Origin of the sequence: Methylibium sp. T29 (assembly GCF_000576205.1) — a bacterium.
Classification (GTDB): domain Bacteria; phylum Pseudomonadota; class Gammaproteobacteria; order Burkholderiales; family Burkholderiaceae_C; genus Methylibium; species Methylibium petroleiphilum.
This window is the reverse complement of sequence record NZ_AZND01000098.1, coordinates 1-12,797: the sequence shown is the minus strand read 5'-3', so window position 1 is coordinate 12,797 and position 12,797 is coordinate 1. Positions and strand designations below refer to the sequence as shown.

Below are 12,797 nucleotides of genomic sequence, written 5' to 3'. Positions count from 1 at the left end.
AACCGCGGCGAGATCGCCTGCCGCGTGGCCACGACCGCGCGGCGGCTGGGCATCGCGACGGTCGCGGTGTACTCCGATGCCGACGCGAACGCGCGGCATGTCAAGGCCTGCGACGAGGCGGTCCGCATCGGCGCCGCCGCGCCGCGCGACAGCTACCTGCGCACCGACCGCATCCTCGAGGCCGCAATCGCGACCGGCGCGCAGGCGGTGCATCCGGGCTACGGCTTCCTCAGCGAGAACGACGGCTTCGCCGAGGCCTGCGTCGCAGCCGGCATCGTGTTCATCGGCCCCACGCCGTCGGCGATCCGGGCCATGGGCCTGAAGGCTGAGTCCAAGCGCCTGATGGAAGCGGCCGGCGTGCCGCTGGTGCCCGGCTACCACGGCGCCGACCAGGACCCGGCGCTGCTGCGGAGCGAGGCCGCGCGCATCGGCTACCCGGTGCTGATCAAGGCCAGTGCCGGCGGCGGCGGCAAGGGCATGCGCGTGGTGAGCGAAGAATCGGCGTTCGATGCGGCTCTCGCGTCCTGCCGGCGCGAGGCCCTCGGCAGCTTCGGCGACGACGCCGTGCTGGTCGAGCGCTACCTGCAGAAGCCGCGGCACATCGAGATCCAGGTGTTCGGCGATACCCATGGTCACTGCGTCTACCTGTTCGAGCGTGACTGCTCGGTGCAGCGCCGCCACCAGAAGCTGCTCGAGGAGGCGCCGGCGCCCGGCATGAGCGAGGATCGTCGCCGCGCGATGGGGGAGGCGGCGGTCGCGGCCGCGAAGGCGGTCGGCTACGTCGGTGCCGGCACGGTGGAGTTCATCGCCGAGCCCGACGGCCGCTTCTACTTCATGGAGATGAACACGCGGCTGCAGGTCGAGCATCCGGTGACCGAGGCGATCACCGGGCTCGACCTCGTCGAGTGGCAGTTGCGGGTCGCGGCCGGCGAGCCCCTGCCACTGCAGCAGCACGAACTGCGGATCCATGGCCATGCGATCGAGGCGCGCCTCTGCGCCGAGAACCCCGATGCCGACTTCCTGCCGTCCACCGGCCGCCTGCACGTGCTGCGCTGGCCGGCGCATGTGGCCTTCGAGTGTGCCAACGGCGCCGAGTCGGCGGCGGTGCGGATCGACGCCGGCGTGGGCGAAGGCGATGCGATCACGCCCTACTACGACTCGATGGTCGCGAAGCTCATCGTCTGGGGCCGGGACCGCGAGCAGGCGCTCGTGCGCATGGACCGGGCGCTGGCGCACACCCATCTGGTCGGGCCGCAGAACAACGTGGCCTTCCTGCGTCGCGTGGTCAACAGCCCGTCGTTTGCCACGGCCGACCTCGACACCGGACTGATCGAGCGGGAACGCGCAGGCCTGTTCGATGCACCGCCGCTGGCGCCGGAATGGGTCGCCGCGGGCGTGGTCGCGCACGCGCTCGCGCACGAGCGGGCCGGTGAGGACGCCGACCCGTGGTCGCGCCGCGATGGCTGGCGCCTGCATGGCAGCGCCTTGCGGCGCTTCGAGATCGAACACGCCGGCATGTCGCTGCGCGCGTCGCTGCAACGCACGCGCGACGGCGCGATGCAGTTGCAGGTCGACACGGTGGTACAGGCCTTCGAGGTGCAGGCGCTCGGCGCGGAACGCCACGATGTCCGGCTCGGCGCACGCCGGCTGATGCTGTCGGCCTATGCGGTCGGCGAGCACCTGGCCGTGTTCACGCCCGACGGCTCGGCCTGGGTTCGCGAGGTGGACGTGCTCGCCCATGCCGGCGACGGTGCCGGCGAAGGCGGGCGCCTGACGGCGCCGATGCCCGGCAAGGTGGTGGGCTTTCTGGTGGGTGCCGGCGAACGTGTACGGCGCGGCCAGGCCCTGGCCGTGATGGAGGCGATGAAGATGGAGCACACCTTGAATGCACCCTGCGACGGCGTCGTCAAGGGCCTGCGCTTCGCCGCCGGCGAACAGGTCGCCGAAGGCGAGGCGCTGCTGGACTTCGAGCCGGCGGCGGCCGCTGCCGCGTGAGCCGGTCGGCGCGTCGTCAGGGAGCGGCGCTGTCCTGCCGATCGCGGCCGATGCCCAGCCAGTTCGACGGCGAGAAGCGGCTGATGCGCGCCGGCGCGGGCAACGCGGTGTCCAGGGCTTGGAGGGGGCGGCTCAGACCGAATCCGCTGGTGTCCTGCGACCACGCGAGTTCCTGCTGCGCGACCGGTGCACGGCGCGGGATCTGCGCCAGCGCGGCGCGCGCTTCTCGCGCGGCAACTTCCATGTGGATCTTGATGTCCTCGGCGGCGGTGGCGTCCTCGAAGCGATCGGCCAGTTCATGCAGCGCGTAGTCGCTGAGGCTGCGGCACACGCTCGCCACCTCTTCGGCGTAGTGGCGCTGCCGCAGCATGCGGGCCACGTCGATGCCTTCGCCCAGCGTGCGCAGCAGCGTGAAATGGATGCGGGTGGCGAGCTGAAGGCGGGTGAAGGTGGTGGACATCGCAGCGAGCCCCGGAAGTTGAGCGCATGGTGCGTTACCGGTGTCGTCACGCCCATCCCGCACAATGGGGAGAGCCGTCCGCCCGTTCACGGGGGGCGCTTCGGCGCACCGAAATGCACCGCCAAATGTTTGTGAGGAACCACACATGTTGCCGAGCCGGGTGACGCTGGTCGACGTCGGTCCACGGGACGGTCTGCAGAACGAGAAGCAGCCGGTCGCTGCAGAGCACAAGATCGAATTGGTGCATCGGCTGCAGTCCGCCGGATTGCGCGAGATCGAGGTCACGAGTTTCGTCAGCCCGAAATGGGTGCCGCAGATGGCCGACAACGCGCAGGTCATGGCGGGTCTGCGCCGCCGGGCCGGCGTGCGCTACAGCGTCCTGGTGCCGAACCTGAAGGGACTCGAGGCAGCGCTGCAGCCGGCACGCGACGGATGGCCCGACGAGGTCGTCGTGTTCGGTGCCGCGAGCGAGGCCTTCAGCCAGAAGAACATCAACTGCAGCATCGCCGAATCGATCGAGCGCTTCGCGCCGGTGGTCGCCGCGGCGCGCGAGGCCGGCCTCAAGGTGCGAGGCGCGATCTCCTGCGCGCTGGCCTGCCCCTACGAAGGCGAGGTGTCGCCCGACCGCGTCGAGCAGGTGGTGCGTCTGATGCAGGGCATCGGCGTGCAGCACGTCGGTGTGGCCGACACCATCGGCGTCGGCACGCCGCGTCGGGTGCAGGCCGCAATGGAACGCGCGCTGAAGCACTACCCGCTCGCCGAGGTGAGCGGCCATTTCCACGACACCTACGGCCAGGCGCTGGCGAACATCTACGCCTGTCTCGAACTCGGCGTGCACTGCTTCGACGCCAGCGTCGCCGGTCTCGGCGGCTGCCCCTACGCCAAGGGGGCGACCGGCAATGTCGCGACCGAGGACGTGGTGTTCCTGTTGCACGGGCTGGGCATCGAGACCGGCATCGATCTCGACGCTCTGGTGGACACGGCGGCCTTCGTTTCCGGCGTGCTGGGTCGCAAGCCGGTCTCGTGCGTGGCGAACGCGGTGCTGGCAAAGCGCGGTGTGCCGGCATGAGCGACGACGCATCGCTGGCCCAGCGGCCCGAGGGCTTCCGCCGCGTCACGCAACTGCTGGCCGAGCGCGGCCATGCGCACGCGCCGCGCTGGCTGGACGTGGCCGCCCGCACCTCGCAGGAGGCGGCCGACGCGCTGGGCATCGCGCTCGGCCAGATCGCCAAGAGCGTGATCTTCCGGCGTCGAGCCGACGACGTGGCGGTGCTGGTCGTCACGTCGGGTGACCGGCGTGTCGACGAGAAGAAGGTGGCTGCCCTGGTCGGTGCGGTCGGCCGCGCCGACGCCGACTTCGTGAAGGCGCGCACCGGCTACTCGATCGGCGGCGTGTCGCCGATCGGCCATGCCTCGCCTTGCGTCACGCTGATCGACCGCGAGCTGTTCCGCTTTGCCGAGGTGTGGGCGGCGGCCGGCCATCCGAATGGCGTGTTCGCGCTGAGTCCGCAGGCGCTGGAACAGCTGACAGCCGCGCCGGTGGCCGACGTGGTGCAGTCATGAGCCCGACGCACGGCCGCCCGACGACGAGGGACGACGACGCGACGCCGGTCGCCTCGCCGTGCATCGACATCTGCCGCATCGACGCGGCCAGTGGCTGGTGCGAGGGCTGCTACCGGACGATCGACGAGATCGCCGCCTGGTCGCGCCTCGACGATGCCGGCAAGCGCGCCGTCTGGCTGCAGCTCGACGTGCGGCGCAAGCCGGAGGAGTCCGCAGGATGACGCCGATCACCTTCTGGTTCGACCCGATCTCGCCCTACGCCCATCTGGCCTTCGAGCGCCTGCCGCAGGCGCTCGAAGGCTGCAGCTACGTGGTCGACTACCGACCGGTGTTGTTCGCCGGCCTGCTGAAGCAGTGGGGCCAGCTCGGCCCGGCCGAGATCGGCCCGAAGCGCGACTGGACCTACCGGCAGGTCGTTTGGCTGGCGCACCGCCACGGGATCGACTTGCAGCTGCCGGCGGTCCATCCGTTCAACCCGTTGCCCTTGCTGCGCCTGCTGGTCGCCTGCGGTCGGGGTGGGCTGGCGAACCGCCATCAGTGCGAGGCGGTGCTGCGCCATGTGTGGACCGGTGGCGCGGAGGTCGACGAGCCCCGGCGGCTCGCGGGCCTCGAGGCGCGGCTGCAGCCGGCGCGCGACCCGCGCTCCGACGCCGTGAAGCAGGAACTGCGCGCCAACACCGACGCCGCCATCGCGCGCGGCATCTTCGGCGTGCCGACGCTCGAGGTGCACCGGGCCGACGCGGCGGCGCCGCGCCTGTTCTGGGGTTTCGATGCCCTGGACATGGTGGCCGATTGCCTGCGCGGCGCCGAGGGTTTCGACCAACGCTGGCGTGCGGCGGTCGCCGTGGAGGCCGGGGTTCAGCGACCCCGGTGAAACTACCCAGACCGATTCCGGTCTGGGTCTCACATCGCAAAAACTGATCCGCGGGTTCTCCCGGGGGTTGTCAGTTGCAGTTGGTTTCGCGTCAGAGACAGGTCAGAGCAGGCAGCGATCCTTCTCCCAACGCCGCATCCCGCGGCGAACTTCAAGATTGAAGCAGGAGACAAGCCATGGCTGCTGTTCTACCCACCTCCGGCGCCGCTGCGGCGCGCCCGATGACCGCGGAGGAGAAGAAGGTCATCTTCGCGTCCTCGCTCGGGACCGTGTTCGAGTGGTACGACTTCTACCTGTACGGATCGCTGGCGGCCATCATCGCCAAGCAGTTCTTCGCGGGGCTGGATGCCGGCTCGGCCTTCATCTTCGCGCTGCTGGCGTTCGCCGCCGGCTTCATCGTGCGACCGTTCGGCGCGATCTTCTTCGGCCGTCTGGGCGACATGATCGGCCGCAAGTACACCTTCCTGGTCACGATCCTGATCATGGGTCTGTCGACCTTCATCGTCGGCATCCTGCCCAACTACGCCGCGATCGGCGTGGCCGCGCCGGTCATCCTGATCGGCCTGCGCCTGCTGCAGGGCCTGGCGCTCGGCGGTGAGTACGGCGGTGCCGCCACCTACGTGGCCGAGCACGCTCCGCACGGCAAGCGCGGCGCGTACACCTCGTGGATCCAGACCACCGCGACGCTGGGCCTGTTCCTGTCGCTGATGGTCATCCTGGGGACCCGCACGCTGGTCGGCGAAGCGGCGTTCGCCGACTGGGGCTGGCGCGTGCCTTTCCTGGTCTCGATCTTCCTGCTCGCGATCAGCGTGTGGATCCGCCTGAGCATGAACGAATCGCCCGCCTTCAAGAAGATGAAGGAGGAGGGCAAGACCTCCAAGGCGCCGTTGACCGAGTCGTTCGGCCAGTGGAAGAACCTGAAGATCGTGATCCTGGCGCTGATCGGCCTGACCGCCGGCCAGGCCGTGGTCTGGTACACCGGTCAGTTCTACGCGCTGTTCTTCCTGACGCAGTCGCTGAAGGTCGACGGTGCCACCGCGAACATCATGATCGCGATCTCGCTGCTGATCGGCACGCCGTTCTTCATCGTCTTCGGCTCGCTGTCGGACAAGATCGGCCGCAAGCCCATCATCCTGGCCGGCTGCCTGATCGCCGCGCTGACCTTCTTCCCGCTGTTCAAGGCGCTCACCGAGGCGGCCAACCCCGACCTCGCCGCCGCGCAGGCGAAGAACAAGGTGCTGGTGCACGCCGACCCGGCCGAGTGCTCGTTCCAGTTCAACCCGACCGGCACCGTCAAGTTCACCAGCTCGTGCGACATCGCCAAGCAGGTCCTGGCCGCCGGCTCGGTGAGCTACGACAACGTGGCGCATGCCGCCGGCACGCCCGCCACCATCACCATCGGCGAGACGGTCATCCAGAGCTACAGCTCCAAGGGCCTCCCGCCCGACGAGGCGAAGGCGAAGGACGCCGAGTTCAAGAAGTCGGTCGCCGAGACCCTGAAGGCCGCCGGCTACCCCCGCCAAGGCCGACCCGGCGAAGATGAACAAGCCGCTGATCGTCGGCATCCTGGTGATCCTGGTGATCTACGTCACCATGGTGTACGGGCCGATCGCCGCGATGCTGGTCGAGATGTTCCCGACCCGCATCCGCTACACCTCGATGAGCCTGCCGTACCATATCGGCAACGGCTGGTTCGGCGGCCTGCTGCCCACCACCGCCTTCGCGATCGTGGCCCAGACCGGCAACATGTACAACGGCCTCTGGTACCCGATCATCATCGCCGGCATCACCTTCGTCGTGGGCTGATCTTCGTCCGCGAGACCAAGGACGTCGACATCTACGCCAAGGACTGAGGAGCCCAGGACCATGTGGAAGATCGCACTCGGATTCATCGCCTTCGCCGCCGTCGTGCTGTACGTGCTGTCGAAGAGCGGTGGCGACATCGACATGAGCGGAGAGAAGCACGGGATCGAGGTGCCGCCGGCTGCGTCGGCGGCGTCGTCCACCGGCTACTGACCTCTCCCCACCCACCGCATTCCGATGCGACGGCGCGCTGCTTATGCAGCGCGCTTTTTTTGTTTCGCGCGCAAGCCGGCAGGCAGGCAAGATGACGGCGCCGGTCGCCGTGGTGTCACGGTCGCCGATGCCCGACGAGGAGACCGCGATGAGCGATGAGGCGCTCCCTGCTGCCGCACCCCGGCCCTGCGGGCCGCTGCTGGGCCACCTGTGCCAGCTGCTGCGACGTTACCTGCCTTCTCGCACATGGCGACGGTGGATGTCGAGCGCTTCGTCGCCGCGGCGAGCGAAGCCTACTTCGCGCCCGACGAGTGCGTACTGCGGCCCGAGGACGGGCCGGTCCGGCATCTCTACTTCATCCGCGACGGTGCGGTGAGTGCCGTGCGGGGGGCCGATCAGGTCGACGAGGGCGGCTTCCAGTACGAGACCGGCGACATGTTTCCGGTGGCCGCCCTGATGGCGCGGCGCGCGGTGAGCGCCGTCTACACCGCCACGCGCGACACCTTCTGCCTGCTGCTGCTTCTGGAGGCCGTCGACGAGCTCGTCGCGGCGAGCCCGCCGTTCGCCGACCTGCTGAACCGGCGCATGCTCAACTTCATCGACGCCTCGCGCCAGGCCTTGCAGTCGGCCTACGCGTCGCAGGCGTTCGCGACCCAGTCGCTCGAGCGCCGGCTCGGCGAACTGGCCACGCCGGCCCCGCGGACCTGCCGTCCCGACACGCCGCTCGCGCAGGCGCTGCAGGCCATGCAGCAGCACCGCATCGGCTCGATGCTGGTCACCGACGACCTGGGCGCGCCGGCCGGCATCCTGACGCGCTACGACATCCTGGACCGCATCACGCTGCCGCAGTTGCCGCTGTCGACACCGATCGCCGCGGTGATGACGCAGCCGGTGCACGCGCTGACGGTCGACCACACCGCGCAGGACGCCGCGTTGCTGATGTCGCGCCACGGGCTGCGCCACGTGCCGATCACGTCGTCGGGCCGGCTCGTCGGCGTGGTGTCGGAACGCGACCTGTTCGTGATGCAGCGTCTTTCGGTGAGGCAGCTCAGCAGCTCGATCGGCAGCGTGGGCACTGTCGACGCGATGCCGGCCGTGGCGGCCGACCTGCGCCGGCTCGCCGCCGCGCTGCTGGCGCAGGGCGTGCAGGCCCGTCAACTGACCGAGCTGATCAGCCACCTCAACGACCTGCTCACGCGGCGGCTGATCGAGCTGACCGCCACACGCCACGGCCTGGACCTCGCGCGCGCCTGCTGGCTCGCCTTCGGCTCCGAGGGTCGGTCGGAGCAGACCATCGCCACCGACCAGGACAACGGCCTGATCTTCGAAAGCCGCGAGCCCGCGGCCGACCGTCCGGCCTGGCTGGCCTTCGCGCGGGATGTCAACGAGGCGCTCGATGCCTGCGGCTATCCGCTGTGCAAGGGCCAGGTCATGGCGAGCAATCCCGAATGCTGCCTGACGCCGGCGGAGTGGCAGGAGCGCTTTGCGCGCTGGATCGAGCACGGCGCTCCCAGGGACCTGCTGGCGGCCAGCATCTACTTCGACTTCCGCCCGCTGGCCGGGGCCGTTGCGCTGGCCGGCCCGCTGCGCGACTTCGTCACGCGACGCGCTCGCGAGGTGCCCCGCTTCTGCCGGCAGCTGGCCGAGGACCTGCTGCGCACGCGCGCACCGCTCGACTGGCTGGGCGGCATCGACAGCCAGACGATCGAGGGCGTCCGGGCGATCGACCTGAAGCTCCACGGCACGGCGATCTTCGTCAACGCCGCGCGCTTGCACTGCCTGGCGCTCGGCGTGCCCGAGGTCAACACGCGCCGTCGGCTCGAGGCGATCGCCCGGGCGCGCGGCGCGCCGCCGCAGCACGGCGAGGCCTGGATCGGCGCCTTCGAGTTCCTGCAGATGCTGCGGCTGCGCGTGCAGCTCGAAGGCCTGGCGCCAGGCGACGCGCGGCAGCATCCGAACGCGATCCGGCTCGACGCCCTCAACGAACTCGACCATCGCATCCTGAAGGAGGCGTTCCGTGTCGCGCGCCGCCTGCAGCAGCGCATCGAGCTCGATTACCTGCGCTGAACGGGGGCAGCGGATGACGACGCTGCTGCAACGCTGGCGCTCGCGGTGGGGGCGCGGCACGGCGCCCGCCGCGGGGGCGCTCGACGACGCGCGCTGGATCGTGGCCGACGTCGAGTCCGGCGGACTCGATCCGCGGCGCGACCCCCTGCTGGCGATCGCCGCGGTCGGCGTGCATTTCGCGCCGGTGCAGGGCGAGCGCGGCGGGCGACGTCCGCGCATCGTGCTGGGTGACCGTTTCGAGTTGCTGTTGCGCCCGTCCGGGGCGCCGTCCGCGAGTCCGGACAAGGCCAACATCCTCGTGCACGGTATCGGCATCGGCGCCCAGCGTGCGGGCCTCGATCCGGCCGAGGCGCTGCAGGCGTGGGAGTCCTACATCGGCAGGTCGCCGCTGGTGGGTTTTCACAGCGACTTCGACCGCACGCTGATCGAGCGGGCCGGCCGCGACGCGCTCGGGCGCGCCCCTGACAACCCCTGGCTCGATCTCGAGCACCTGGCTGCCGTGCTGCATCGCGAGCCACGGCAGCGCAGCCTTGACGACTGGCTGGCGCACCACGGCATCACCTGTCTGGCTCGCCATCAGGCCTCCGCCGATGCGCTGGCCACGGCCCAGCTGCTGCTCAAGCTCTGGCCGGCGCTGCGACAGCGCTGCGACGGCCGGTTCAGCACCGTGCTCGACCTGGCTGCCGGCCACCGCTTCCTGCCGCTGCGCCATTGAGGCCGCTTCGGCCGGCGAGCCGCGGGCGGCCTGCGCGGGATGCCCCCAGGGCGCGCTGCGGCTAGCCGCAGCACGCCCCGACGTGACGGGCCCGATCCCTAGAATCTTCCGCTCACCCCCCGGAACCCCCATGCCCAACGGTCAGCGCCCTCCCGGCGTGATCCGCATTCGCGGTGCACGCCAGCACAACCTGAAGAACCTCGACCTGGACCTCCACACGGGAGAACTGACGGTCGTCACCGGGCCCAGCGGCTCGGGCAAGTCCAGCCTGGTGTTCGACACGCTGTACGCCGAGGGCCAGCGCCGCTACGTCGAGACCTTCAGCGCCTATGCGCGCCAGTTCCTCGACCGCATGGACCGCCCGGCGGTCGACCATGTCGAGGGCGTGCCACCGGCCATCGCGATTGACCAGACCAACCCGGTGCGCACCTCGCGCTCCACGGTCGGCACCATGACCGAGCTGAACGACCACCTGAAGCTGCTGTTCGCGCGCGCCGCGCAGCTGTTCGACCGGCAGACCGCGAAGCCGGTGCGCGAGGACGATCCGGAGTCGATCTACCGCGAACTGCAGCAGCGCGCCGCGCCCGGCCAGCGCCTCGTGGTGACTTTCCCGGTCGAGCTGCCGGCCAGCGCGACCGCGGCCGACGTCGAGCAATGGCTCGCCGCCAGCGGCTACACGCGCGTGCAGGCCGAGCGCGAGATCGCCACGCCCACCGGGCCGCGCAAGCTGCTCGACGTGGTGGCCGACCGCTTCCGGCTCGACGGCACCGAGAAATCGCGCGTCGTCGAGGCGCTCGAGGTGTCGCTCAAGCGCGGCGGCGGGCGCGTCAACGTCTATGCCGTGGCGGGAGAGGGCGAAGAACAGCTCTGGCGCTTCTCCTCCGGCCTGCACAGCCCCGACAGCGAGCTGCGCTACAGCCATCCGCAGCCGTCGATGTTCTCGTTCAACTCGGCCTTCGGCGCTTGCGAGACCTGCCGCGGCTTCGGCCGCGTGATCGGCGTCGACTGGGGCTGGTGATGCCGGACCACCGCAAGACGCTGCGCACCGGTGTCGTCAAGACCATCCAGACGCCGGCCTGGAAGGAGATCCAGGCCGACCTGCTGAAGTACGCCGGCGAGGCCGGCATCCCGCGCGACACCGCCTGGAGCCAGCTCAGCGACGCGCAGCGCGACTGGGTGCTCGACGGCACGCCCAACTGGAAGGGGAACTGGAACAAGCAGTGGTACGGCATCAAGCGCTTCTTCGAGTACCTGGAGAGCAAGGCCTACAAGATGCACATCCGTGTGCTCCTGTCCAAGTACCGCAGCTACACGCCGTGCCCGGCCTGCGGCGGCGCGCGCCTGAAGCTGGAGTCGCTGCAGTGGCGCATCGGCACGAAGGAGGGGGCCGATGCGGCCCTGAAGGCGGCCCAGCGCTTCCTGCCGGTCGGCGCGGCCTGGTCGCGCGAACAGCTGGAAGCGCTGCCGGGCCTGAGCCTGCACGACCTGATGCTGCTGCCGATCGATCGGCTGCGGCGCTTCTTCGACGAGCTCACCTTGCCGAGCACGATGCTCGACGACGCACTGGAGCTGCTGCTCGACGAGGTGCGAACCCGGCTCAAGTACCTGTGCGACGTGGGCATCGGCTACCTCACGCTCGACCGCCAGAGCCGCACGCTGAGCGGCGGCGAGGTGCAGCGCATCAACCTCACCACCGCGCTCGGCACGTCGCTGGTCAACACGCTGTTCGTGCTGGACGAGCCGTCGATCGGCCTGCACCCGCGCGACATGAACCGCATCGTGCAGGCCATGCACCGCCTGCGCGATGCCGGCAACACGCTGGTGGTCGTGGAGCACGACCCGGCCGTGATGCTGGCCGCCGACCGCGTGCTCGACATGGGCCCGGGCCCCGGCACCCAGGGCGGGCGCGTCGTGTTCGACGGCACGCCCGACGACCTCAAGCGCGCCGACACGATGACCGGCGCCTACCTCGGCGCGCGCCGCAGCATCGGCCTGGGTCTCAAGCGGCTGGTGACCGACGGCACGCCGAGGCTCATCGTGGAGGGCGCGCGCGAGCACAACCTGCGCGGCATCACGGTCGAGTTCCCGCTGCAACGCCTGGTGGTGGTGACCGGCGTGTCCGGCTCGGGCAAGAGCACGCTGATCCAGGACCTGCTGTTCCCCGCGCTGGCGCGCCACTTCGGCAAGGCCACCGAGACGCCGGGCGCGCACGACCGCCTGCTCGGCGCCGACTGGCTGAGCGACGCGGTGTTCGTCGACCAGAGCCCGATCGGCAAGACCGCGCGCTCCAACCCGGCCAGCTACGTCGGGGCCTTCGACACGCTGCGCAACATCTTCGCCGAGGCACCGATGGCGCTGCAGCGCGGCTACGGCGCGGGCATGTTCAGCTTCAATGCCGGCGACGGCCGCTGCCCGACCTGCGGCGGTTCGGGCTTCGAGCACGTGGAGATGCAGTTCCTCAGCGACGTCTACCTGCGCTGCCCCGACTGCGACGGCAAGCGCTTCCGCGCCGAACTGCTGGAGGTGAAGGTCCAGCGCGGCGGCAAGTCCTTCGACGTGAGCGAGGTGCTGGAGCTGACCATCGCCGACGCGGTGCGCTACTTCGCCGACGATCGCGAGGTGTTGCGCGCGCTGCAGCCTCTGGCCGACGTGGGCCTGGACTACGTGAAGCTCGGCCAGCCGGTGCCCACGCTGAGCGGCGGCGAGGCGCAGCGCCTGAAGCTCGCCGGCTTCCTGGCCGAGGCCGCAAAGAACGGCAGCAGCTCGCGCCAGGCGGTGGCGAAGAAGGGCACGCTGTTCCTGTTCGACGAGCCAACCACCGGCCTGCACTTCGACGACATCGCCAAGCTGATGCGTGCCTTCCGCAAGCTGCTGGAGGCCGGCCATTCGCTGCTGGTGATCGAACACAACCTCGACGTGATCCGCGCGGCCGACTGGCTGGTCGACCTGGGTCCGAGGGCGGCGAGGCCGGCGGCGAGCTGGTCTGCTCCGGCACCCCCGACGACGTGAAGCGGCACCCCACGTCGCACACCGGCGCGGCGCTGCGCGAGTACGAGCAGAGCCTCGGGCAGGGCGGCCTCGCGGTCGAGGAGGGGCTGCCGCTGCAG

The 12,797-nt window shown here is 70.3% G+C and carries 9 protein-coding genes and 2 pseudogenes; 10 read left to right on the top strand and 1 reads right to left on the bottom strand.

What is annotated here, in order from left to right; all coding sequences use genetic code 11:
- A partial coding sequence (locus x551_RS12640) for an acetyl/propionyl/methylcrotonyl-CoA carboxylase subunit alpha (RefSeq protein ID WP_036248775.1) occupies nucleotides 1–1,995 on the top strand: 1,995 nt, incomplete at its 5' end.
- Between the two features lie 16 nt (nucleotides 1,996–2,011).
- Here x551_RS12640 and x551_RS12635 read toward each other — a convergent pair.
- A complete protein-coding gene (locus x551_RS12635; RefSeq protein ID WP_011830929.1) occupies nucleotides 2,012–2,455 on the bottom strand; it encodes a hypothetical protein in 444 nt (147 codons plus the stop codon).
- Between the two features lie 145 nt (nucleotides 2,456–2,600).
- Between x551_RS12635 and x551_RS12630 the strand changes: the two genes are divergently transcribed.
- The 9 genes and pseudogenes from x551_RS12630 to uvrA form a co-directional block, all read left to right on the top strand.
- On the top strand, nucleotides 2,601–3,524 hold the full coding sequence (locus x551_RS12630; RefSeq protein WP_036233775.1) for a hydroxymethylglutaryl-CoA lyase: 924 nt from the start codon (nucleotides 2,601–2,603) through the stop codon (nucleotides 3,522–3,524).
- A complete protein-coding gene (locus tag x551_RS12625; protein ID WP_011830927.1) occupies nucleotides 3,521–4,018 on the top strand; it encodes a YbaK/EbsC family protein in 498 nt (165 codons plus the stop codon). Before x551_RS12630 ends, x551_RS12625 begins: the two co-directional genes overlap by 4 nt.
- On the top strand, nucleotides 4,015–4,239 hold the full coding sequence (locus x551_RS12620; protein ID WP_036233772.1) for a DUF1289 domain-containing protein: 225 nt from the start codon (nucleotides 4,015–4,017) through the stop codon (nucleotides 4,237–4,239). Before x551_RS12625 ends, x551_RS12620 begins: the two co-directional genes overlap by 4 nt.
- Nucleotides 4,236–4,892 (top strand): 2-hydroxychromene-2-carboxylate isomerase, encoded by a 657-nt coding sequence (locus x551_RS12615; RefSeq protein ID WP_036248773.1) that lies wholly within the window; start codon nucleotides 4,236–4,238, stop codon nucleotides 4,890–4,892. Before x551_RS12620 ends, x551_RS12615 begins: the two co-directional genes overlap by 4 nt.
- 176 nt (nucleotides 4,893–5,068) lie before the next feature.
- A pseudogene (locus x551_RS12610) lies at nucleotides 5,069–6,745 on the top strand (MFS transporter).
- A gap of 13 nt (nucleotides 6,746–6,758) precedes the next feature.
- Nucleotides 6,759–6,908 (top strand): hypothetical protein, encoded by a 150-nt coding sequence (locus x551_RS26200; RefSeq protein ID WP_011830923.1) that lies wholly within the window; start codon nucleotides 6,759–6,761, stop codon nucleotides 6,906–6,908.
- 246 nt (nucleotides 6,909–7,154) lie between these two features.
- Entirely contained in the window at nucleotides 7,155–8,975 is a 1,821-nt protein-coding gene (locus x551_RS12605) for a DUF294 nucleotidyltransferase-like domain-containing protein (RefSeq protein ID WP_051511996.1), read from the top strand.
- 13 nt (nucleotides 8,976–8,988) lie between these two features.
- Nucleotides 8,989–9,690 (top strand): 3'-5' exonuclease, encoded by a 702-nt coding sequence (locus x551_RS12600; protein WP_051495802.1) that lies wholly within the window; start codon nucleotides 8,989–8,991, stop codon nucleotides 9,688–9,690.
- A 130-nt stretch (nucleotides 9,691–9,820) separates the two neighbouring features.
- Nucleotides 9,821–12,797: pseudogene (uvrA, locus tag x551_RS12595) on the top strand (excinuclease ABC subunit UvrA); the annotation flags it as partial.

Coding starts and splice junctions, on each gene's coding strand:
- x551_RS26200 (WP_011830923.1), top strand. CDS start 6,759: ATGTGGAAGATCGCACTCGGATTCATCGCCTTCGCCGCCGTCGTGCTG.
- x551_RS12635 (WP_011830929.1), bottom strand. CDS start 2,455: ATGTCCACCACCTTCACCCGCCTTCAGCTCGCCACCCGCATCCATTTC.
- x551_RS12620 (WP_036233772.1), top strand. CDS start 4,015: ATGAGCCCGACGCACGGCCGCCCGACGACGAGGGACGACGACGCGACG.
- x551_RS12615 (WP_036248773.1), top strand. CDS start 4,236: ATGACGCCGATCACCTTCTGGTTCGACCCGATCTCGCCCTACGCCCAT.
- x551_RS12630 (WP_036233775.1), top strand. CDS start 2,601: ATGTTGCCGAGCCGGGTGACGCTGGTCGACGTCGGTCCACGGGACGGT.
- x551_RS12600 (WP_051495802.1), top strand. CDS start 8,989: ATGACGACGCTGCTGCAACGCTGGCGCTCGCGGTGGGGGCGCGGCACG.
- x551_RS12605 (WP_051511996.1), top strand. CDS start 7,155: ATGGCGACGGTGGATGTCGAGCGCTTCGTCGCCGCGGCGAGCGAAGCC.
- x551_RS12625 (WP_011830927.1), top strand. CDS start 3,521: ATGAGCGACGACGCATCGCTGGCCCAGCGGCCCGAGGGCTTCCGCCGC.